At 39.0% G+C, this 20278-nt stretch carries 17 protein-coding genes and 1 tRNA gene; 11 read left to right on the top strand and 7 right to left on the bottom strand.

The features are described from left to right. Nucleotides 1–282: 282 nt before the first annotated feature. The 6 genes from carB (at nucleotide 283) to ACQK2H_RS17895 (ending at nucleotide 7433) form a co-directional block, all read left to right on the top strand. Nucleotides 283–3099, top strand: coding sequence for a carbamoyl-phosphate synthase large subunit (gene carB, locus ACQK2H_RS17920; RefSeq protein ID WP_425392753.1), 2817 nt, complete (start codon nucleotides 283–285; stop codon nucleotides 3097–3099). A gap of 11 nt (nucleotides 3100–3110) precedes the next feature. Continuing rightward, entirely contained in the window at nucleotides 3111–3362 is a 252-nt protein-coding gene (locus tag ACQK2H_RS17915; RefSeq protein ID WP_425392752.1) for a DUF4834 family protein, read from the top strand. Between the two features lie 54 nt (nucleotides 3363–3416). Next, nucleotides 3417–4256: an acetyl-CoA carboxylase, carboxyltransferase subunit beta gene (accD, locus tag ACQK2H_RS17910; protein ID WP_425392751.1), complete on the top strand. Its 840-nt coding sequence runs from the start codon at nucleotides 3417–3419 to the stop codon at nucleotides 4254–4256. Between the two features lie 126 nt (nucleotides 4257–4382). Continuing rightward, nucleotides 4383–5681 carry an NADH:ubiquinone reductase (Na(+)-transporting) subunit F gene (nqrF, locus tag ACQK2H_RS17905; RefSeq protein WP_425392750.1) on the top strand — a complete coding sequence of 433 codons (1299 nt, stop codon included), beginning with the start codon at nucleotides 4383–4385 and terminating at the stop codon, nucleotides 5679–5681. 168 nt (nucleotides 5682–5849) lie between these two features. Then, complete coding sequence (locus tag ACQK2H_RS17900; RefSeq protein WP_425392749.1) at nucleotides 5850–6182, top strand: hypothetical protein; 333 nt, start codon at nucleotides 5850–5852, stop codon at nucleotides 6180–6182. A 111-nt stretch (nucleotides 6183–6293) separates the two neighbouring features. Continuing rightward, nucleotides 6294–7433, top strand: coding sequence for a formimidoylglutamase (locus ACQK2H_RS17895; RefSeq protein WP_425392748.1), 1140 nt, complete (start codon nucleotides 6294–6296; stop codon nucleotides 7431–7433). A 7-nt stretch (nucleotides 7434–7440) separates the two neighbouring features. Here ACQK2H_RS17895 and ACQK2H_RS17890 read toward each other — a convergent pair whose 3' ends face one another. The 4 genes from ACQK2H_RS17890 to ACQK2H_RS17875 all read right to left on the bottom strand — a co-directional run bounded on the left by ACQK2H_RS17890 (nucleotide 7441) and on the right by ACQK2H_RS17875 (nucleotide 11579). Continuing rightward, nucleotides 7441–7629, bottom strand: coding sequence for a PspC domain-containing protein (locus ACQK2H_RS17890; protein WP_425392747.1), 189 nt, complete (start codon nucleotides 7627–7629; stop codon nucleotides 7441–7443). Nucleotides 7630–7988: 359 nt separating this feature from the next. Next, entirely contained in the window at nucleotides 7989–8999 is a 1011-nt protein-coding gene (locus tag ACQK2H_RS17885) for an ABC transporter ATP-binding protein (protein WP_425392746.1), read from the bottom strand. After that, nucleotides 8996–10570, bottom strand: coding sequence for an ABC transporter permease (locus tag ACQK2H_RS17880; RefSeq protein ID WP_425392745.1), 1575 nt, complete (start codon nucleotides 10568–10570; stop codon nucleotides 8996–8998). The genes ACQK2H_RS17885 and ACQK2H_RS17880 overlap by 4 nt, the downstream gene beginning before the upstream one ends. After that, nucleotides 10551–11579, bottom strand: a complete 1029-nt coding sequence (locus ACQK2H_RS17875) for an extracellular solute-binding protein (RefSeq protein ID WP_425392744.1) — start codon at nucleotides 11577–11579, stop codon at nucleotides 10551–10553. Before ACQK2H_RS17875 ends, ACQK2H_RS17880 begins: the two co-directional genes overlap by 20 nt. Nucleotides 11580–11935: 356 nt before the next feature. On the opposite strand from ACQK2H_RS17875, the gene ACQK2H_RS17870 reads away from it, so the two are divergent. Beyond that, entirely contained in the window at nucleotides 11936–15190 is a 3255-nt protein-coding gene (locus tag ACQK2H_RS17870; RefSeq protein ID WP_425392743.1) for a PAS domain-containing sensor histidine kinase, read from the top strand. Here the strand turns inward: ACQK2H_RS17870 and ACQK2H_RS17865 are convergent. Next, complete coding sequence (locus ACQK2H_RS17865; protein ID WP_425392742.1) at nucleotides 15180–15770, bottom strand: LuxR C-terminal-related transcriptional regulator; 591 nt, start codon at nucleotides 15768–15770, stop codon at nucleotides 15180–15182. The genes ACQK2H_RS17870 and ACQK2H_RS17865 overlap by 11 nt on opposite strands. 78 nt (nucleotides 15771–15848) lie before the next feature. Here ACQK2H_RS17865 and ACQK2H_RS17860 point away from each other — a divergent pair, with 78 nt between their 5' ends. From ACQK2H_RS17860 to ACQK2H_RS17850, 3 genes are all read left to right on the top strand, one after another. Next, entirely contained in the window at nucleotides 15849–17207 is a 1359-nt protein-coding gene (locus ACQK2H_RS17860) for a response regulator (RefSeq protein WP_425392741.1), read from the top strand. Next, complete coding sequence (locus ACQK2H_RS17855) at nucleotides 17194–17847, top strand: response regulator (protein ID WP_425392740.1); 654 nt, start codon at nucleotides 17194–17196, stop codon at nucleotides 17845–17847. Before ACQK2H_RS17860 ends, ACQK2H_RS17855 begins: the two co-directional genes overlap by 14 nt. Before the next feature lie 134 nt (nucleotides 17848–17981). Then, nucleotides 17982–18305, top strand: a complete 324-nt coding sequence (locus ACQK2H_RS17850) for a hypothetical protein (protein WP_425392739.1) — start codon at nucleotides 17982–17984, stop codon at nucleotides 18303–18305. A gap of 323 nt (nucleotides 18306–18628) precedes the next feature. On the opposite strand, the gene ACQK2H_RS17845 is transcribed toward ACQK2H_RS17850, so the two are convergent. After that, nucleotides 18629–18702, bottom strand: a tRNA-Arg gene (locus tag ACQK2H_RS17845). A gap of 256 nt (nucleotides 18703–18958) precedes the next feature. On the opposite strand from ACQK2H_RS17845, the gene ACQK2H_RS17840 reads away from it, so the two are divergent. Beyond that, nucleotides 18959–19675 carry an outer membrane beta-barrel protein gene (locus ACQK2H_RS17840; protein ID WP_425392738.1) on the top strand — a complete coding sequence of 239 codons (717 nt, stop codon included), beginning with the start codon at nucleotides 18959–18961 and terminating at the stop codon, nucleotides 19673–19675. Here the strand turns inward: ACQK2H_RS17840 and ACQK2H_RS17835 are convergent. Continuing rightward, nucleotides 19672–20274: a hypothetical protein gene (locus ACQK2H_RS17835; protein WP_425392737.1), complete on the bottom strand. Its 603-nt coding sequence runs from the start codon at nucleotides 20272–20274 to the stop codon at nucleotides 19672–19674. The genes ACQK2H_RS17840 and ACQK2H_RS17835 overlap by 4 nt on opposite strands. Nucleotides 20275–20278: the final 4 nt, after the last annotated feature.

Here is a 20278-nt window from a genome sequence, read left to right as displayed (position 1 = left end):
CTTCTTTTGTACCAACCAATTAACCACATTACTAATTGAGAAATTCCTTTGTGGCCGATGCTTCATACTTTAATTTTGCCGGAATTTGTTTTAACCCGAATTCTTCAATAGAAATATTTCTTGTATGGTGAAATATTCTATTGAAAAATGATGAAAAAATTCTTACAGAAATTTTTGTCAGGGTTACCCAGACAAAGCGAAGCTTTCGTCTGTCTGCTTGCAGGTCAGATATTTTGTGAAATATGGGTAACCTGATTAACTCACAGGAAACACACTCATCCTATGCCAAAGAATCCAAACATTAAATCCATCTTAATAATCGGAAGCGGTCCCATCATCATTGGTCAGGCCTGCGAATTTGATTACTCGGGCTCTCAAGCTTCCAAATCACTTCGTGAAGAGGGAATTGAGGTAACGTTGATCAATTCCAATCCGGCAACCATCATGACTGATCCGGTGACTGCTGATAACATTTACCTAAAACCTCTCACAAAACAATCCATCCGTGAAATATTAGAGGAGCACCCACAAATCGATGCGGTACTTCCAACCATGGGAGGACAAACAGCACTGAATCTTGCGATAGATTGTGATAAAGCCGGAATCTGGGAAAAATACAATGTCCAAATGATTGGGGTGAACATTGATGCGATCGAAACTACAGAAGATCGAGAGAAATTTCGCCATAAGATGATTGAATTAGGAATAGGAGTGTGTGAAGGAGAAACAGCCACTTCATTCCTGAAGGGTAAGGAGATTGCTCAAGAAATCGGATTTCCATTGGTAATACGTCCATCGTATACACTAGGTGGTTATGGAGGCGGATTCGTCAATTCTGCGGAAGAATTTGATAATGCATTGAATGCTGGTCTTCAGGCCTCTCCGATCCACGAAGTATTGGTGGAGCAGAGTATTTTAGGATGGAAGGAATATGAGTTAGAGCTCCTTCGTGATAATCTTGGCAATATCATTATTATCTGTTCGATTGAGAATTTTGACCCAATGGGTGTACACACCGGCGATTCAATTACGGTTGCACCTGCTATGACACTTTCTGATACAGTTTATCAGAAAATGCGTGACATGGCCAAGAAGATGATGAATGGCATTGGTCATTTTGCTGGAGGGTGTAACGTGCAGTTTTCAGTCAATCCGGATACTGAAGATATTATTGGTATTGAGATCAATCCTAGGGTTTCCAGGTCTTCAGCACTTGCATCAAAGGCAACCGGATATCCGATTGCAAAGATTGCTGCAAAACTGGCGATAGGTTACAACCTCGATGAACTAAGTAATCAGATCACGAAAACTACTTCTGCATTTTTCGAACCAGCCATAGACTATACCATTGTTAAAGTTCCACGATGGAACTTCGACAAGTTCAAAGGGTCAGATCGAAAGCTAGGCCTTCAAATGAAGTCAGTAGGAGAGGCTATGGGCATAGGTCGAAATTTCCAGGAGGCGCTTCAAAAAGCTTGTCAATCATTAGAAATAAAAAGAAACGGACTGGGAGCAGATGGTAGAGAGGTGAAAGATCAGGAAACGATTCTTCACAGCTTAGAGCATCCTAGCTGGAATAGACTTTTTCACATTTACGATGCATTTAAACTTGGAATTCCATTCAAGACCATTCATAAACTTTCCAAAATCGATCCTTGGTTTCTAAATCAAATCGAGGAGTTGATCACGCTGGAGAAAGAAATTGAGAAGTATAAGGTTGATGATATTCCTAAGAGCCTTCTCATGGAAGCCAAACAAAAGGGATATGCGGATCGGCAGATAGCTCACCTGATGGGGTGCCTTGAAAGTGAGGTATATAAGAAAAGAAATGATGAGGGGATCAAACGCGTTTACAAGCTGGTAGATACATGCGCTGCGGAGTTTGAGGCTCAAACACCGTATTACTATTCCACTTTCGAGGAGGAAAACGAATCGAAGGTGACTGATAAGAAAAAAATCATCGTACTTGGTTCAGGTCCGAATCGGATCGGTCAGGGGATCGAGTTTGATTATTCATGTGTGCATGGCGTACTTGCAGCCAAAGAATGCGGCTATGAGACGATCATGATTAATTGTAATCCTGAGACTGTTTCGACAGATTTTGATGTAGCGGATAAACTCTACTTCGAGCCGGTCTTCTGGGAACACATTTATGATATCATACTGCATGAAAAGCCTGAAGGAGTAATCGTTCAGCTGGGAGGTCAAACAGCTCTTAAGCTTGCTGAAAAATTGGAGCGATACGGAATCAAAATACTGGGTACAAGCTTTGAGGCACTTGATTTAGCGGAGGCACGAGGAAGATTCTCAGATCTTCTAAAAGAAAACGACATTCCTTATCCATTGTATGGTGCTATAGAAAGCGCAGAGGAGGCAGTAGAGCTTTCGAAAGAATTAGGATTTCCTCTTTTAGTTAGACCTAGTTATGTGCTAGGAGGGCAAAGTATGAAGATTGTAATCAATGAGACGGAGCTGGAACAGCATGTCGTTGATATCATCAAAGACAAACCCGATGGAGAAATCCTACTGGATCACTTTTTAGAAGGAGCGATTGAGGCGGAAGCAGATGCTATTTGCGATGGAGAAAATGTGTACATCATTGGCATCATGCAGCACATCGAGCCTGCAGGTATCCACTCGGGAGATTCATACGCAGTGTTACCGCCTTATAATTTGGGTGATTTCGTGATTCGTCAGATTGAAGACTACACGAAAAAGATAGCTGTGGCACTTGAGACGGTAGGACTGATCAATATTCAGTTTGCCATCAAGGATGATAAGGTGTACATCATTGAGGCTAATCCAAGAGCATCGCGCACAGTACCATTCATTTGTAAGGCATATCGAGAGCCTTATGTAAACTACGCTACGAAAGTGATGCTGGGAGAAAAGAAGGTCACAGACTTTGATTTCAAACCTTATAAAAAAGGATACGCAATAAAAGAGCCGGTATTTTCATTCCATAAGTTTCCGAATGTGAATAAAGAGCTAGGCCCTGAAATGAAGTCTACTGGAGAAGCGATCTATTTCATTGATGATTTGATGGATGATTATTTTATGGAAATTTATGCTGAGCGAAACTTGTATCTAAGTAGATAAGTTAAATAGACATGCTGAAGATTGTTATCATACTTATCCTCATTGGATATGTTTTTTATAAGGTCACTTCCTTTGTTTTTTCAGGATTATTCAGTGGGTTCAACCGAAATCAGCAGTTTGGTAGAAATCAAACAAGCTACGGTAGTCGATCTAGAAAAGCACCGAATAGCAACCTGAATATTGACAACATCCCCAATAGCAATTCCAAAAAAGACGGTAATTACAAAGGAGGGGAGTATGTTGATTATGAGGAGATCAAATAATACCCGTTTTATCAATTATCATTTAGCTTTGCTAATTCACTGAGAAAGAATTCTATGGCGTGGTTTAAGCGACAAGACAAAGGAATACTTACAAAAACTGAAGACAAGAAGGAAGTACCTGATGGACTTTGGTATAAAACACCAAGTGGATCAATCATCCATATGCGTGAGTTGAAGAACAACTCCTATGTATGCCCGGACGATGACTATCATGTTCGCATTGGTTCAAAAGAGTATTTCGAAATATTATTCGATAATAATAAGTTCACAGAACTTGATCCTGATTTATCGTCTGGCGATCCATTGAAGTTTGAGGATACAAAGAAATACCCGGACAGAATAAATGCGACCCAAAAGAAAACCGGTCTTAAAGATGCAGTGCGTAGTGCTACAGGCAAACTGAACGGTGTTGATATCGTGATTGCCTGTATGGACTTCTCATTCATTGGAGGTTCTATGGGTTCGGTTGTAGGTGAGAAGATCGCACGAGCGATTGATTATTCCTTAAAGAAAAAGATCCCATTTCTGATGATTTCAAAATCAGGAGGTGCCCGAATGATGGAGGCTGGATTTTCCCTAATGCAGATGGCGAAAACATCAGCCAAGCTGGCGTTGCTTTCTGAGGCGAAAATTCCTTACATCTCCTTATTGACAGATCCGACTACAGGAGGCGTTACTGCTTCATATGCCATGCTAGGAGATTTTAACATCGCTGAACCAGGTGCTTTGATTGGATTTGCCGGCCCTCGGGTAATTCGTGAAACAATCGGGAAAGATTTACCTAAAGGTTTCCAAAGCGCTGAGTTTGTGTTAGATCATGGTTTCCTTGATTTCATTGTAGATAGGAGGCAGCTTAAGTCTCGACTTTCTACCTTATTGAAAATGCTGGATTAGGGCAACATTTTACCTAATCAAAGTGTTACCTCATCGAACATTAAAAAAGGTTCATATTTTGGGTGAATATGGAGAACTAGATAAACTATATTTGCCCTGATTTTTTAAATAAAAGGTTTTAGACATATGTCTTCAATTGTTGTTACTTCAATCATCGCCTTCACAGTATTAATTCTTTTATTGGTATTGATACTACTATTGGCACAATCCAAGTTGGTACAATCAGGTCCGGTTAAGATCACTGTAAATGGTGACTCGGAGAACCCGATGGTGACACAAGCCGGCTCAACACTCCTATCAACACTTTCCCAAAAAAGTGTATTCCTGCCATCTGCTTGCGGTGGGGGAGGTACTTGTGCCATGTGCAAGTGTAAAGTCATTGATGGAGGAGGAGATGTTCTTCCTACGGAGGTCGGTCACTTGAGCAGATCTGAGCAGAAAGAAAATGTGAGATTGGCATGTCAGGTGAAAGTGAAAAATGACATGGAAATCGAGATTCCTGAAGAAATTTTTGGAATCAAGAAATGGGAAGCAACCGTGGTTAGAAACTACAACGTTGCATCATTCATTAAAGAATTTGTGGTTGAGCTTCCGGAGGAAATGGATTACGAAGCTGGAGGATACATCCAGATTGAGGTACCAAAATGTGAAGTTGACTTTAAAGATATTGACATTACAGCTCACCCGGATGAGCACCCGGGTGCTCCTGATAAGTTTCAGTTAGAATGGGACAAGTTCGGTCTATGGGATCTCAAAATGAAAAATGATGAGACAATAGAACGTGCATACTCCATGGCTTCTTATCCTGCCGAAGGAAGAGAGATCATGCTAAATGTGAGGATTGCCACTCCACCTTGGGATCGAGCTAAAAATACGTGGATGAATGTAAATCCGGGAATTGCGTCATCATACATCTTCGGATTGAAGAAAGGTGATAAAGTGACAATTTCAGGTCCTTATGGTGAATTCTTCATCAACCCCTCAGAAGCTGAGATGCTGTATGTTGGAGGAGGTGCCGGAATGGCTCCAATGCGTTCACATCTTTATCACTTATTTAAGACGCTTAAAACAGGAAGAAAAGTTAGCTATTGGTATGGCGGTCGTTCCAAAAGGGAATTATTCTATCTGGACCATTTTTATGATCTTGAAAAGAAATTTCCAAATTTCACTTTCCATATAGTGCTTTCAGAACCTTTGGAAGAAGACAACTGGAAAGCGAAAGAAAGCATGGATGACGAAGGTGATGGGTTTACCGGATTTGTTCACCAGGCGGTTATCGACCACTACTTAAGTAAGCATGATCAGCCAGAGGAAATCGAACTTTATTTCTGTGGGCCTCCATTGATGAACCAGGCAGTTCAAAAAATGGGAGAAGATTTTGGAATCCCTGATGAAAACATCAGATTCGATGATTTCGGAGGGTAATTAACAAGAAAAAACTAAGGTAAGCCTCACTTTTTAAGTGGGGCTTTTTTGTTTTTGGCGTGTCAAGGCTAGGTGAATTGCTTAGATAAATACTCGTATTTCTCAGTCTTTAAAAAGAGCGAGTATTTATGAATTTTGTATAAGTAAAAATTAAAAACGCCTATAGTCATGCTAAAATTCGCCCTAATTCTTGCAGTAGCTTTGTTTGGAACAAGTGCTACTGATACTAGCAAAAACATTAAAACGTTACCAAGTATTGAGTTCTCTCAGTCTGCAATAGACTTTGAAAGTGGTCAGCCTGTATTTACCGATGAGACAAAAGCAATTCTTAAAACAGCCAATCTGGAAGATGTTAGAGTTGTAATCAATGATCAGGTAGATCTAATTACAAACTCTGATAAAATCGAAATTTCATCTCTGATTGAACTATCTGAAGGAACTTATACCGTTCTACTTCAAGGGAAAGATTACGAGGAAACTTTCGGATTTACCATCCGATAAAACGAAATAACCAAAGAGCACAGGAGCCTCGCAATTTTGTGAGGCTTTTTTGTTTGTTGATTGTTTCATCAAGACCAACCATCATTTTCTGACTATACCTATCTTAGCTTCATGGACTTGAAGCTCTTTTTTAATCCCACGGAAATAGACGTAGATACCGATCCTTCTTCTTTTCAGTCTTCCATCTATATCAACAGACACAAGATGCCTGATCATGAGGGGATGGATATCGCATTAATTGGGTTAAGTGAATATCGAGGTGCTGATGAAGGTGCGGATACATCGTCAGCGGATGAAGTGAGGAAACAATTATACAAGCTTAAAAAGGGATTTGGAGACTATGCCATTGTTGATCTGGGCAATTTCCGAAATGGCCCTGCACTAGATGATACGTATTTGCGATTAAAAGAAGTATGTGCCTATTTGATGGAAAAAAGTATAATTCCGGTTCTTTTTGGCGGCTCTCATGACTTAGACCTGGGGCAATATTATGCTTATGAACCCTCAGATAAGCTAATAACAGTCCTAAATATTGACAACTCGATGGATTTTGATGATGATAAATCAGCATCAGAAGGTCACATCAGTAAGATATTTAAGCATAGTCCAAATTATCTGTTCAGCTATTATCAGTTAGCTTATCAGAGCTATCTGACTAATCAGAAATCAATAGAGCTTCTTGAAAAACTTTCGTTTGAGTCAGTGAGACTTGGGGTGGTCAAAGAAAACATCAAGGAGATGGAACCACTGGTACGAGATGCAGATATGATGACCTTTGATCTCTCTGCTATTCAGGCGTTTTATGCACCTGCAGCATCTGATGCAAAAGTATATGGACTGACAGGAGAGGAGGCATGTCAGCTATGCTGGTATGCGGGTCAAAATGAGAAAATGAGCTCAGTAGGTCTATATAATTATGATGCAGCTTTGGATTCAGAAGATCGAAAAACTGCTTTTGTAATGTCTACAATGGTGTGGTATTTCATTGAGGGTTACTATCATCGAAAAGGTGATAAAAACTTCAAATCCAATGATTACATGATGTACGAAGTACACCTGGGTGGGGAACCGGAGACAGTCAGGTTCTATAAAAGTAAGCTGTCAGAAAGATGGTGGATGGAGGTTCCAAATCCTGAAGCAGAGGGTCTTTTCAATAGAAATCGAATGATTGCTTGTAATTACAGTGACTATGATTTGGCACTTAAAGGAGAACTACCAGACCGATGGATGAGCTTCTACAATAAAGTCTGAAACTTATTTACCTGGGAGGCATGATGATCCACAATAGAATGTAAATGAGTATGGGGCTTCCTATACCGAATATTGTAATCAAAGCATAGGCAACTCGAACTAGGGTTGGATCCCAGCCAAGGTACTCAGCTATTCCGGCACATACTCCACCAAGTAATCGATCATTTGATCTGAAAAGTCGTTTTGTCATTTCCATTAATTCTTTAGTTTAAAGATGAAACTTTTTTACGAATTTCTGAAAAACTGATCTTTCCAATTTGGTCAATTAAGGTTTTGGGAGATGGCGAATCTGCAGTTTGTATTTTGGTTGGCTTACCATTGAAGTCTGCAGTATAAAGAGACTTTGCATTAAGCGTAATAAGACACGCTAACAGTATACCCAATAGAATAATTAAGGTACGATTTAGTCTAATATTTGTTCGGTTGGTTGCCATTTGCTCTTTAAAACACAAATGGTATGCCAGAGTTTTTAATTGCCTGTATAGCAGGTAGTTAACTCAAATGATAAAATTCCAACTGTGCATTTTTGCACAGTTTTTTCAGGCAGACTGAACACTATTTAAATACCTGTATTTGATCTTCGGGTACTTTTAAGTAGATCGTTTGGCCTTCTCCGACAGGGCATCTTTCGGTCTCCAGACTTATAAATTCATCGGTAGATTCATTGCCAATTCTAAGCACATCATGAGGACCTTTAAACTCTTTACGAATCACTGTTCCTGAAAGGTTATAATCATTTTCGTTAGAGATGAGGATATTTTCCGGCCGCATAAATAATTGAATATCATCCGATCGATCACTCTTGAAGTTTAATTCTCCGAAAGAAGTCCTTACCGTGTCTTTTTCCGTATTCCTGCCTTTGATGATGACACTTGCTCCGAAAAATTCTGAAACGTATGGAGATACAGGGTTCATATATACATCAGACGGTGTTCCTTCTTGTTGGATCTCACCATTTCGCATTACTACAAGCCTGTCGGCAATGAGAAAAGCATCTGACGCCTGATGACTGACCAAAATAGTCGTAATTTCAAGTTTTCTTAGCAGGTCAAATATCTCCTCTCTGATTTTTGTTTTCAGTAGCTCATCCAAGCTGCTAAAAGGCTCATCCAAAATCAATAGCCTGGGGTTAATTGCAAGAGCACGAGCAAGTGCTACACGCTGTTGTTGACCACCGGAAAGTTGATGAGGAAATCTTTTGTGGAGACCTTGGAGTCCGGTCATCTCCAGTAATTCATTCAGTTTGCTACTCGTTTGGTCTTTTTTCTTAAGTGCGTAGAAAATATTCTCTTTTACATCCAGGTGAGGAAAAAGCGAAAGGTTTTGAAAGACGAATCCAAATTGTCGTTTTTCAGGTTTCCAGTGAGTAATGTCTTCACCTTCAAGAAGAATATTTCCGGAATCAGGAAATTCTAAACCTGAAATGATTCGCAGCAAAGTGCTTTTGCCACATCCACTTTCGCCTGTCAGAGATAGTATTTCTCCTTTTTGTATCCCGAAAGAGACATCTTTAAGCACATCGTTTTTTCCGAACGCTTTATTTATTTGTTCTACTCTCAGGTTCATTTTCTGTGAAGAATTCTATTTAGATAATACACAGGGATTGCGCTGGCAAAAATAATGAGAAGACTGGCGGAAGCAGAACGTGGAGCCATTTCATCTTTTGCATACTGAAATGCATTGGTAGCCAGTGTTTCATAATTGAACGGACGTAAGAGCAAAGTTATAGGTAGCTCTTTGGCAACATCTACAAACACCATTATTAAAGAACCGATGAGTACAGGTTTTAGTATTGGGATATGCACTTTGATTAGATTTCTAAAAGTATTACTTCCTAAAGAGACAGCAGCATCGTCAATTTGTTTGGGGATTTTATCAAAACCTGATTCTATTGACCCGTATCCCACTGCAAAGAAGCGTACGGTATAACCGAATATAAGTGCCATAATCCCTGAATAAATCAAATTAGGGTTTATGTATAGAATAAAGGCAACTATTCCAATAGCGATGACCGCACCCGGCATGGCGTAACCGAGCATTGGGAGTTTGGAAGTCGTTTTCCTCCATCCCTTTTTATTAATGAGTCTAAAGGTGTATGTGAGCAAAATAGAAAGAATCACAACAATTCCGCTGGAGAGTGCTCCGAGAAGTGCCGTATTTCCTGCTAGTTCAATTAGTTGCGCCCAAATATCATTGGAGTAAGCCAGTATAAACCACCACGTCAATTGACTGACAGGAATAATGAATCCGGCTAAAACCGGCACCAGGCAAAGACTGAAAATAAGCCATTTTCTTTTAGGCCTGATTTTGGAAAATTGTCGTTCCGATTTATCATGTGTTAGTTTTTTCTTACTGTTCGCACGGAATTCGATAATAAGTAAGATCACCACAAAAATGAGAACAACAACTGAAAGAAAAATTGCAGTAGATAGATCACCAAGTGCGAGCCAAGACCTAAAAATACCAACGGTAAATGTGGGAATGCCAAAATAGGAGACAACTCCATAATCGTTTAGTACTTCCATGATCACTAAAATAAGTCCGGCAAAAATGGCCGGCCAGGAAAGCGGAAGAACTACCCGAAAAAATGTTTTTTCAAGCGTCTGTCCCAATGATCTTGAAACTTCAATAAGAGATGCTGATTGAAGTAAAAATGCACTTCTGGATGTAACGTAAACATACGGATAGAGCACTAAACTCATGATAATAATAGCTCCACTATGATTCATTACATCGATGTAGATATCTGATCCTATCCAGCGAAAGAAAATACGTAATGGACCGGCATAGTCAGTAAGTCCTACATATGCTATGGCATTAATAAATGTCGGAATAGCAAGCGGTAAGATGAGGATCCATTCAAAATGTCTCCTAAAAGGAAAGTCAAAAACGGTTACAAACCAGGCGGTGGCAACACCAATTGTCAATGTCAGTATGGATGTGCCAATAACTAAAATAGATGTGTTCCAGAGATAGAGTGGCAGTAGGTTTTTGGTGATGTGAAGCAGGTTGGAGGTGTCGAGCATAAATGAACGACTCGCCACAAGAACCAGTGGTAGCAATATCGCTGCTAATACCAGGTTTGTGGCGAGTCGCCAAAAAAGATGTCTTGGACGTTTAATTCCAGCCAGCTTCATCAAATACTTTTATCGCCTCATCCAGTAGTTCAGGGTTTTTAGCGTAATCCAAATCATCAATTTTGAAGTCTCCCCATGCAGCAACGGTGGAGTCAGGTGCTACATTCTTATTTACAGGGTATTCAAAGGAGTTTGACGCGTAAAATTTTTGAATATCATCACTTGTCATGTACTCAATGAATTTGATCGTATTCTCTTTGTTTGGAGCATATTTGGTAACACCGATTCCACTAATATTAATGTGACCTCCGCGCCCTTCTTGATTTGGGAAATAGATGCCAACGCTTTGTCCGGCTTTCACTTCTTCCGGGTTATCAGAGTTTAATAGCAGCCCTACGTAATAAGTATTTACAACAGCAATATCACCGATACCGGATGCAATTGCTTTTATTTGATCTCTGTCTCCACCTTTAGGATCACGAGCCATATTAGCAACAATTCCATTTGCCCATTCTTTTGCTGCTTCTACACCATTTTCATGTATGATAGATGAAAGAAGTGACTGGTTATAAGAGCTGCTAGAAGATCTTATAAGAATTTTATTCTTCCATTTTTCATTCGCCAAATCCTCATAAGTAGATAATTCGGAAACATCAACATCGTCTTTGTCATAGGCAATTACACGCGCTCTGTATGTAAGGGCATACCAGTTTTTATCCGGATCAATGAAGCCCTCTTTATGATTGGTGTTTGCATCTACTGGCTGAAGTAATCCCATAGATTTAGCTCTGTTTAATTTAGCTGCATCCACAGTGATAAGAACATCCGCAGGAGAGTTTTCTCCTTCCATTTCTAATCTGCTGATAAGCTCATCAGCACCCGCTTTTACCAGGTTAATTTTGATTCCTGTTTCTTCGGTAAAACGCTCAAAGGCTGCCTTGTCAGCATCATAATGCCTGTGTGAGTACACATTTAAGACTTGCTCTGAAGATGTATTTTCCTGTTTGTTTTCCTTAGGGCCTGTACAGGCAATCAGGGAGGTGATAAATATTAGAATTATATATCTCATAGTGTTTTTTTGTGCAAATGTAATTATTTAGAATCAATCTAAATAAAGAAAAATGGACATAAAAAAAGGTACCTCCTCCGAGGCACCTAATCACCTAATCACACTGCTGAACGCATTGTTTTTTTAAAAGAATTAACTCACCAATTAACTCTTTGTTTCTTCTTATTGAAGTGAAATAATTCTGTAATTATTTCTTTACAAATAGACTAATAGAATAGTGCTTTGCATCTCGGTACAAATGATGAATTTGATTTAGTTAAAATGCTTATGCAGTTGAGATCATCCGATCTAATTCTGATTTCTTCATTGTTTCCCATTAAATTAGGTATTAACTCATTATCTATAACCCAGCTATTTTGGATAATCAAATTAACGTTCAGCATCACAATGTATTGGATAATACGCCCTTTGGAGTAATCCAGGTAGACAAGGGTGGCGGTATTATTTATGCAAATAAGTCAGCTTTAAAATTGCTGGAGGTATCGAAAAGTGAATCCTTGATTGGAGCCCACTATGAATCCTATGACTGGACGCAATTTGATGAAAACGAGAAGCCACTTAAGGCTTCTGATCATGCACTCTATGAAGCACTAAAGAAGGAGAAAGTTGTTACCTCTAAAATTCAGGGCATTGATATTGGAGGAAAAACCAGGTGGTTTTCAATAAATGCATCCCCTGTTTATGACGATAAGCAATTAGTTGGAGCAGTTTCCCATTTTGCTGATATCACACAAAAGGTTGAGGAAGAAAAAAAACAGAAGGAAGAGGCTGCCAGGTATAAGATTTTGGTTGAAAATATCAATGGTGTTGTTTGGGAGACTGAAGTTGGGACGGATACTTTTTCATACGTAAGCCCCAAAGCAAAGCAGCTATTGGGATTCCCAAAGACTGAATGGTTTACTCCTAAGTTTTGGCAATCGAGAATTCACGCAGAGGATAAAGAGCGTGTTATTTCCTATGAAGAAAGTAAGGTAAAAGATGTCGATAATTATCAGCTGGAATACCGGATGGTTCGTAAAGACGGTAAACTTATTTGGGTAAGGGATCTGGTTGAGGTTGTAAAAGATAACAACAAGCCTGTCAAACTGAGAGGCATCACATTGGACATCACAGAGAGCAAAACTTCAAGAATACAGCTTAGGGAGACCAAACAGCGCTATCAGCGAATGATATCAGAAGCTCCTTACGCTATTACGATATATGACGCTAAAGGACTTCTGGTTGCAGCGAATGCAAAATGCGAGGATTACTGGTTGGTAAACTTGAAAGAGTATATAGGGGAGTTTAACATTTTTGAAAATGACATTTTCACCAAGGAATCTCAACTAGAGGAAATAAAGCGAGCTTTCGAAGGAAAGAGTGGAGAACTGACTGCTCCAGTGGAGCTCACACATGCAAAAATTAAGAAACACTTTCGGATTAAATATTATCCATTATTTGATGCTGAAAACACCCTTGAAAATGTAATCTACATAACAGAAGACATCACTGAGTATGTAGAAACTAGTGAACAAATTCAGAAAGAGGAATCTCTAAAGCAAGGGATTTTAGATGCCCTTGATGAAGCAATTTTAGTGATCGATTCTGAAGGAAATGTCATCAACGTCAACGAGAAACTGAAAACCTACATAAGAAAACAACCTTATTCTGACCTGAAAATAGGCACTTCATTATTCAACTTTATCCAATATCTGGATAAGGATGACTATCTCAAAAACGGTCTCAGGTCCATTCTGAATGAGGAAATAAAAGTCATCGAACATGAGCTGAAAATGGCTGATGGAAAGTGGTATAATTTAAGAGCGACCTGTCTCGAAGAACCATTTGGAGCTGTTATTACCTGGCAAAATATCAATACCAGAAAAGAGATCGAGATGGCTCTTGAAAAGTCATTGAGAAAATACCGAAACATTTACAACAAAGCTCCGGTCATGATGCACTCCATTAATGAAAAGCTGGAAATTATTAGTGTTAGTGATTATTGGCTTGAAAAAATGGGCTATGAACGAAATGAAGTAATTGGAAAGACACCTATTGACTTCCTCTCAGAAGATTCCATGAGATCTATAGCAACCAATCTCAAAAACCTCTTCTCTGAGGGGTATGTCAGGAACGTGGCATATAAGTACAGAAAGAAAAACGGCGAGGAGATAGATGTCTTGCTTTCAGCTGTCGCGGAGTATGACGATGATGGGAAATTCGAACGCTCAATTACCGGCATGCTTGATGTGACGGATCTTAAAAGAGCAGAACGAAAACTTCAGGATAGTCAGTTCAAGCTGCTTGAATCCCAACGGATATCCAAAATCGCCAACTATGAATACGAAGTGGCAACCGGCTACTTTGAACCATCTGAAGAAATGATTTCGATGATGGGGTTATCTAAATCAGATCGACAATTATCTGTAATTGAAAAACTGATACATCCTGAGGATATAGATGAGTTTGCTCGAAAGCTCGAAAGAAGCATTAAGGATGGGAAAGACTTTTTCCATATCTATCGAATCATACATCTGAAAACAAGAAAAACAAAGTGGATTTCCGGAAGAGGGAAGATGATCAAAAATGAAAAGGGAGAAGTGGTCAGAATGATTGGGACTGTACAGGATATCTCTGAACAGAAGCATGCTGAACAGAAAATTCGCAAATTGACTGACAGGGTTTTACTTGCAACGGAGATTGCCAACCTGGGAGTTTGGGAATACGATAGGGAAAAAGATGAAATATTCTGGGAAGACCAGATGTACAATATTTTTCCTAATGCTAATGAGCCGCTGCAGTTATCGGAGTTAAAAGATTATTTCTTCGACGAAGGGCAGGAGCTAGTGCATTCAAGTCTGGAAATGATCAAGAAAGGAGTGAATTTCCTGGAGTCAGAGGTTCAAATCAAAATCGTAGATGATGTCAAGTTTTTGCGAGCTTTCACACGGGTCTTGAGAGATCATAAGGGAAAGTTGAAGGGGATGGTTGGGGTAGTATATGATATCACCATTGATAAGAAGCTACAGAATCAACTGGAAAGCTCTCTGGAAGAGAAAAATATTTTAATAAAAGAGGTGCATCATCGAGTTAAAAACAACATGCAACTCATCTCATCGATATTGGCCTTAAAATCTTATGAGCTTGAAAATGAAAAAGCGAAGGCAATTTTTGAGGAGATTAATGACAGAATTAAAGCCATGGCGGTTATCCATGATAAGCTGTATACATTCTACAATGTTTCTGAAATTAACCTTTCTGAATATTTGAATCATATTGCAAATGAACTTCACATTATCATGTCGTCATCCAACTTTTCAATTGAGGTAATATCTGACCAGATAGTTCTTGATGTTGAAAAAGCGCTTTTAATCGGGTTGATGGTTAGCGAGATGGTCGGAAATGCGGTTAAGCATGGATTTAAGAAAATGGAAAAAGGTGAAATAAAAATCCTTTTCACAAAGAAGAGTGGTGAACACCTGCTAAGGGTAATTAATAATGGCGAACAACTAACACCTGACGTTTTAAATAAGTCTACAGGTTTAGGAATTTCATTGATAAAAACATTTGCTAAGCAGCTTGGAGGAATTGTTGAAGTAGATGAAGAAAATGGATTTAAAACTAAATTCTAAATGAGGCAGAGTATTCTATCAACATCTGGATGAGGCCACTAGTGGTTTTAGAGCCTGCCTTACGCATTATATTTCCTTTGTGCGCATTTACTGTTCGCACACTCAGATCAAGCTTCTCAGCGATTTCTTCATTCGTCATGTCTTTCATCATCAGTGAAAGAATCTCATTTTCTCTCTCTGTCAATGATGCAATACGCTCAGCAATTTCATTGGTCTTATTGGAAAAGAGCATCGAAATCATAGCTTCATTGTAAAAAATGTCTTTATCCAAAGCTGTCTTAACTGTCTTCATGATTTCGGAAGCTTCCATAGAAAATGAAATCACTCCGTTTACGTCATATCTGCTGGTATACTGAATGAGTTTGGGTTTGATCTGGTTTGCATATAGAACGATAGGCACATTGGCTTCCAGCTCATTGAGCTCCTCGGGCAAAACGGTTTCAGTGTCTACTACGATTAAGTCTAGATTATCTCGAAAGTCAGGAGCCAGTGCACATTGATCAGGATACACTTCATCAATGAGTAGAAAAAGGTAGTTTGGAAAAGAAGTATTTTTAGATAAGATAAAAACGTGCTTCATTTATCGGCGGATTCATGACAGTTCAAATTGTAATATCCTACAATTTCTTATAAATTCGGATTAATCGGCCTGAAAGCTATGGGAAAAATTTTAGTTGCAGAAGATTCTTTAATTGTAAATCAACACATCAAACACGCGCTTGAATCAGGTAGTCATGAAGTAGTGTCTGTCTATTCAGGAAAAGAAGCAGTAGCAACGGCACGTGAAGAAATTCCGGATCTGATTTTAATGGATATTATGATGGAGACCAATTCGGATGGAATTGATGCTGCATTTGAAATCAAACAAGATCTGGATATTCCCATTATTTTTCTCACAGCATTGACCGATGAGCCAACCATTGAAAAAGCCAAATTTAGTTTGCCTTATGGCTATGTTGTAAAACCATTCAATGAGGCGGAGCTCCTATCAAATATTGATGTTGCGCTGTACAAGGCCCAGGCAGAGAAAAAAATTAAAGAGAATAGTGAGCTTTTTCAAGCCATTATAAACTCCATTGATAAAGCAATTTTTCTTTTGGATGCGGAAGGAAATATCAAGTACACAAACTCAATTGTAGAAAACATTACCTTTCGGCCTTTTGATCAACTAATGAATCAGAAAATATCTGATATCCTGGAGTTCCGTGATTACAAAACCAAAGAGGTGATGGAGGTCGTAGGAAAAGAAGATGTGTCTGGGTTAGAACTGGTTCTGGGAAAAGGAGAGCGAATATTTGGTGATTTTTACTCACACAATGTTTCTCTTGATGAAGAATACACCCTGTTCTTTTTCAAGGATATTTCTGAAAGGGTAAAAATGCATGAGTTCAATGAGGAAATGAAGAACCGAAGGCTCGTGTCATTTATAGAGGGCCAGGAAAAGGAGCGGGAGCGAATAGCCAGAGATCTACATGATGGAGTTGGTCAAGTAGCCAATATGATTAAGCTGGCTGTCAAGAAAGGAGATACAGGTCCGGGCCTTATTGATATGGTCGATCAGTTTTTGGATGAGATGCGAAAAGTAACTGATGGCTTGTTACCAACACTCCTTAGTGATTTTCCTATTGATGTTTGTGTGAGAAAAATTGTAGATCAAGCGAATAAATCATCCGATATCACTTTTGAATTTTATTCAGAGGATTTACCGGAGTTGGATATGAAGCATAAGGTGAATATCTATCGAATAGCTCAAGAAAACATTTCAAACATTATTAAGCATTCACAAGCTAATATTGCATCTATACAATTGTATGGATTTAAAAATCACCTTCAAATGACGATTGAAGACGATGGTATGGGGTTTGAGGTCGGTGATTACACGACAGATACTTCACATCACGGTATACAAAACATTTTGTTTAGAGCTCAGGTTTTGAAAGCAGAGTGTAATATTGATACACAAAAGGGGAAGGGAACATTCATCAGCCTAAAGATTCCATTTAATGAAAAAGACTAAATTATTTCTAGTAGAAGATCACGAACTTGTTCGAAAAGGTGTGAGAAGCATCATAGATCTGGATCAATCCATCGAGATTATCGGTGAATACGATCGCGCGGCAAAAGCAATTGAGTCATTGGAGCAGGGCAATACCCCTGACATCATTTTGATGGATATTTCAATGCCCGAGATGACAGGGTTGGAAGCAGCTAAGATAATTGGCGAGAAATACCCTGACCTTAGGATCATAATCCTCAGTATGTATAAGGATGAAGAATACGTGATGGAAGGCCTTAATTTCAATATTGCCGGTTATGTGGTAAAAGACAGTGTTGCTGATGAAATTTTGATTGCAATAGAGAAGGTGCTTGAGGGCGGAAAGTTTTTTAGCAGAGAAGTAATTGATACCGCATTGAATTCTTACAAGGAAATTAAAAAAGAGAAAAAGAAAGCGGATAGTGTTCAACTAACCAAGAGAGAACTGGAAGTGTTAAATGATATTTCTGATGGCTTAAAAAGCCAGGAAATAGCTGAAAAACTATTCATAAGTGAACGCACCGTAGAAGCACATAGAGGCAATATCATGAAAAAGCTCAATGCTAAAAACATGGCTGAACTCATAAAAAAAGCGATGAATCTCGGACTTATAAAGATCTGATTATTAGTGATTTTGCCTATTTAAAGAACCGTATTTACCATCTGACTATTTACAAGCTCTAAAAGTTATGTTTGAGTAATAAACTTGAGCATAAACCACCAGATTCTAACCTATTAAGAATAAAATGGTATGATATGATTGTAAATAGTACTCACCAAAAAATTGATGCATTACGGAAAATAATGCCGGATGGGTTCGTGTTTGTGCTTGATACCACTGATCGATCGTTTCTCTACAAGTCAAAAAATAGTCCTGATTGCGAACAGGTAGTCATATCCCTGGATAAAATACAGGGGATTGATTTACTCACTAAAAACAGATCCGCATATACCTACCAGGGAGACAATCAGATCATTAAACTTCAAAGAATCGGTGGACATACATTTCTAGGAATATGTGCACCTAAAAATAGTTTTTCGGAAGACAGACTCTCACTCGCGGATAATTACATCGTGTGATCACGCGGAGGTATTCGGAGGGATTATTTCATGATCCCTTAAAGGTTAAAATTCCGAATGAAAAGAATAAATCTACGATTCATTTTTATTGTTTTTTCACACTCGCTCAAAATGAATTTGGCTCGGCTTACAACAAAAAAAATCGATACTGACGCACCGATTCTTTTCATTCTTCGTGAACTCGGAGGGATTACTCATGCGCACATCCATACCGCACATCCCCTCGTGAATTCCACTGCGTTCCATTTCCGAACCCCAAGGGGTTCTCATCCCAAATCCCTATAAATAAAAAAACCAGCACGAGGCTGGTCTTTTAATTTATGTGAACTCGGAGGGATTCGAACCCCCAATCTCCTGGGCCGTAACCAGGTGCATTATCCAGTTGTGCTACGAGTCCTTTTAAAACTATACATCCTTTCGAACTCTCAATCTTCCCGACAGTATCGTCGGGATGCATTATCCTCCCGATAATTACCGCGAGTGCTACGAGTCGAACAGGAGCGCAAAAGTAACAATTATGCTTGAAAATTTTCGTTAGTGCTCCATGATTCTATCTTTGCCGAAATTTTTCACGCGCTTTTTTATCATTTAACATTCATTAAGATCAAAAACGGTGAAAAAGAACCTTCTTTGCAGTTATTAAAAAGAAATTTATGAAGTACCTATTAGGAGCATTGTTTAGCCTTTCACTATTAGTTGTAAGTGCACAGGAATTGAAGCGACCGGATATTCCGGGAGATTTGATGGTGGATGTAGGCTTTAATGTTTGGTCTTCCATGCCGGGTGATTTAGAAAGAAGTGTGTGGTCCTCTAAATCCATAGGGCTTTACTACTCTAAAAGAAAGGTATTGAGCGGTAAACTATCTTTTAATTATGGCGTGGGTCTCGGGCTTGAGAAAATGAGTTTGGGGGATACAGTCACTTTAGCAAGTAACTATTCTGATAATAATGATACTCCCAATAATCCGGATGATGATTTTATTAGACCTGTCGCACTAATAACGAATCCTGAAAATTTCGCAAAAAATAAATTAGCAACAACCTACCTTGACATTCCATTTGAGTTAAGGTTTCACCCACTTGGAACTGAAGATGGAGAGGGTTTATTTATAGGAGCTGGCGGTATTGTTGGTCTGAGATTGAATGCGCATACTAAATGGAAGTATGATAATAACGGTGAAACCACCAGACAAAAAATAGGCGGTAAGTTCAACCTAAATTCTTTCCGATATGGCTATCAGGTAAGAGCAGGCTTTAAGGGAGTGCACCTCTTTTACAAAAGGTATCTTTCAAACGTGTTCAATGATGAATTTGCGGACGGTTCAAATCCTGTAATGACAACAATCGGAATAAATGTAACCGGCTTCTAAAGAAATATCACGATGGTCAGGAAGCTATAAATAAATCCAAGAATAGCTCCCGTCCATACTTCTTTTGGCTGATGATAGCCTAGAAATAGCCTGCTAGTGCTGGTTAATCCAGCTGCGATGATGAGGCCATAAAAATACCATCCCAGATTTACTCCCATAGTTATCACCAGCGCACTTACAAATCCCACACCACTCCAGGTAGCAGTAGCATGGATGCTGATCTTAAACCATGTCGTAATCACCAATAGGAGAGCGATCAATACGGATACACCAATCATCACTGTCATGAATACAGGTCCCATTTGAAGTTTTTCTGCAAATAGATACGATGACGCAGCATAATAAAATGCAATGAATATAAAAGGTCGTAAGCGCTCTTGTCTTTTTGTTAGCTCAAGATTAGAGATATAGGAAAATGATCTTAACAGAAAAATACTCAGAGCCGGCATCAATGCGGTTGTGATAAAGATGACAAGTACGAATTGAGGAATAATCTGAGGCACTATCCTCGGAAAAAGCTCCGGAGCTTCTCTAAACAGCACAGCACTTAAATAGCTAGCCATTAGCAGTGGATGAAACACCACTGACGTTATCTTCATCAAT

Source organism: Ekhidna sp., assembly GCF_965228795.1.
GTDB lineage: Bacteria > Bacteroidota > Bacteroidia > Cytophagales > Cyclobacteriaceae > Ekhidna.
Note: the sequence above shows the minus strand (reverse complement) of the source record. Positions and strands in the feature narration are given on the sequence as shown.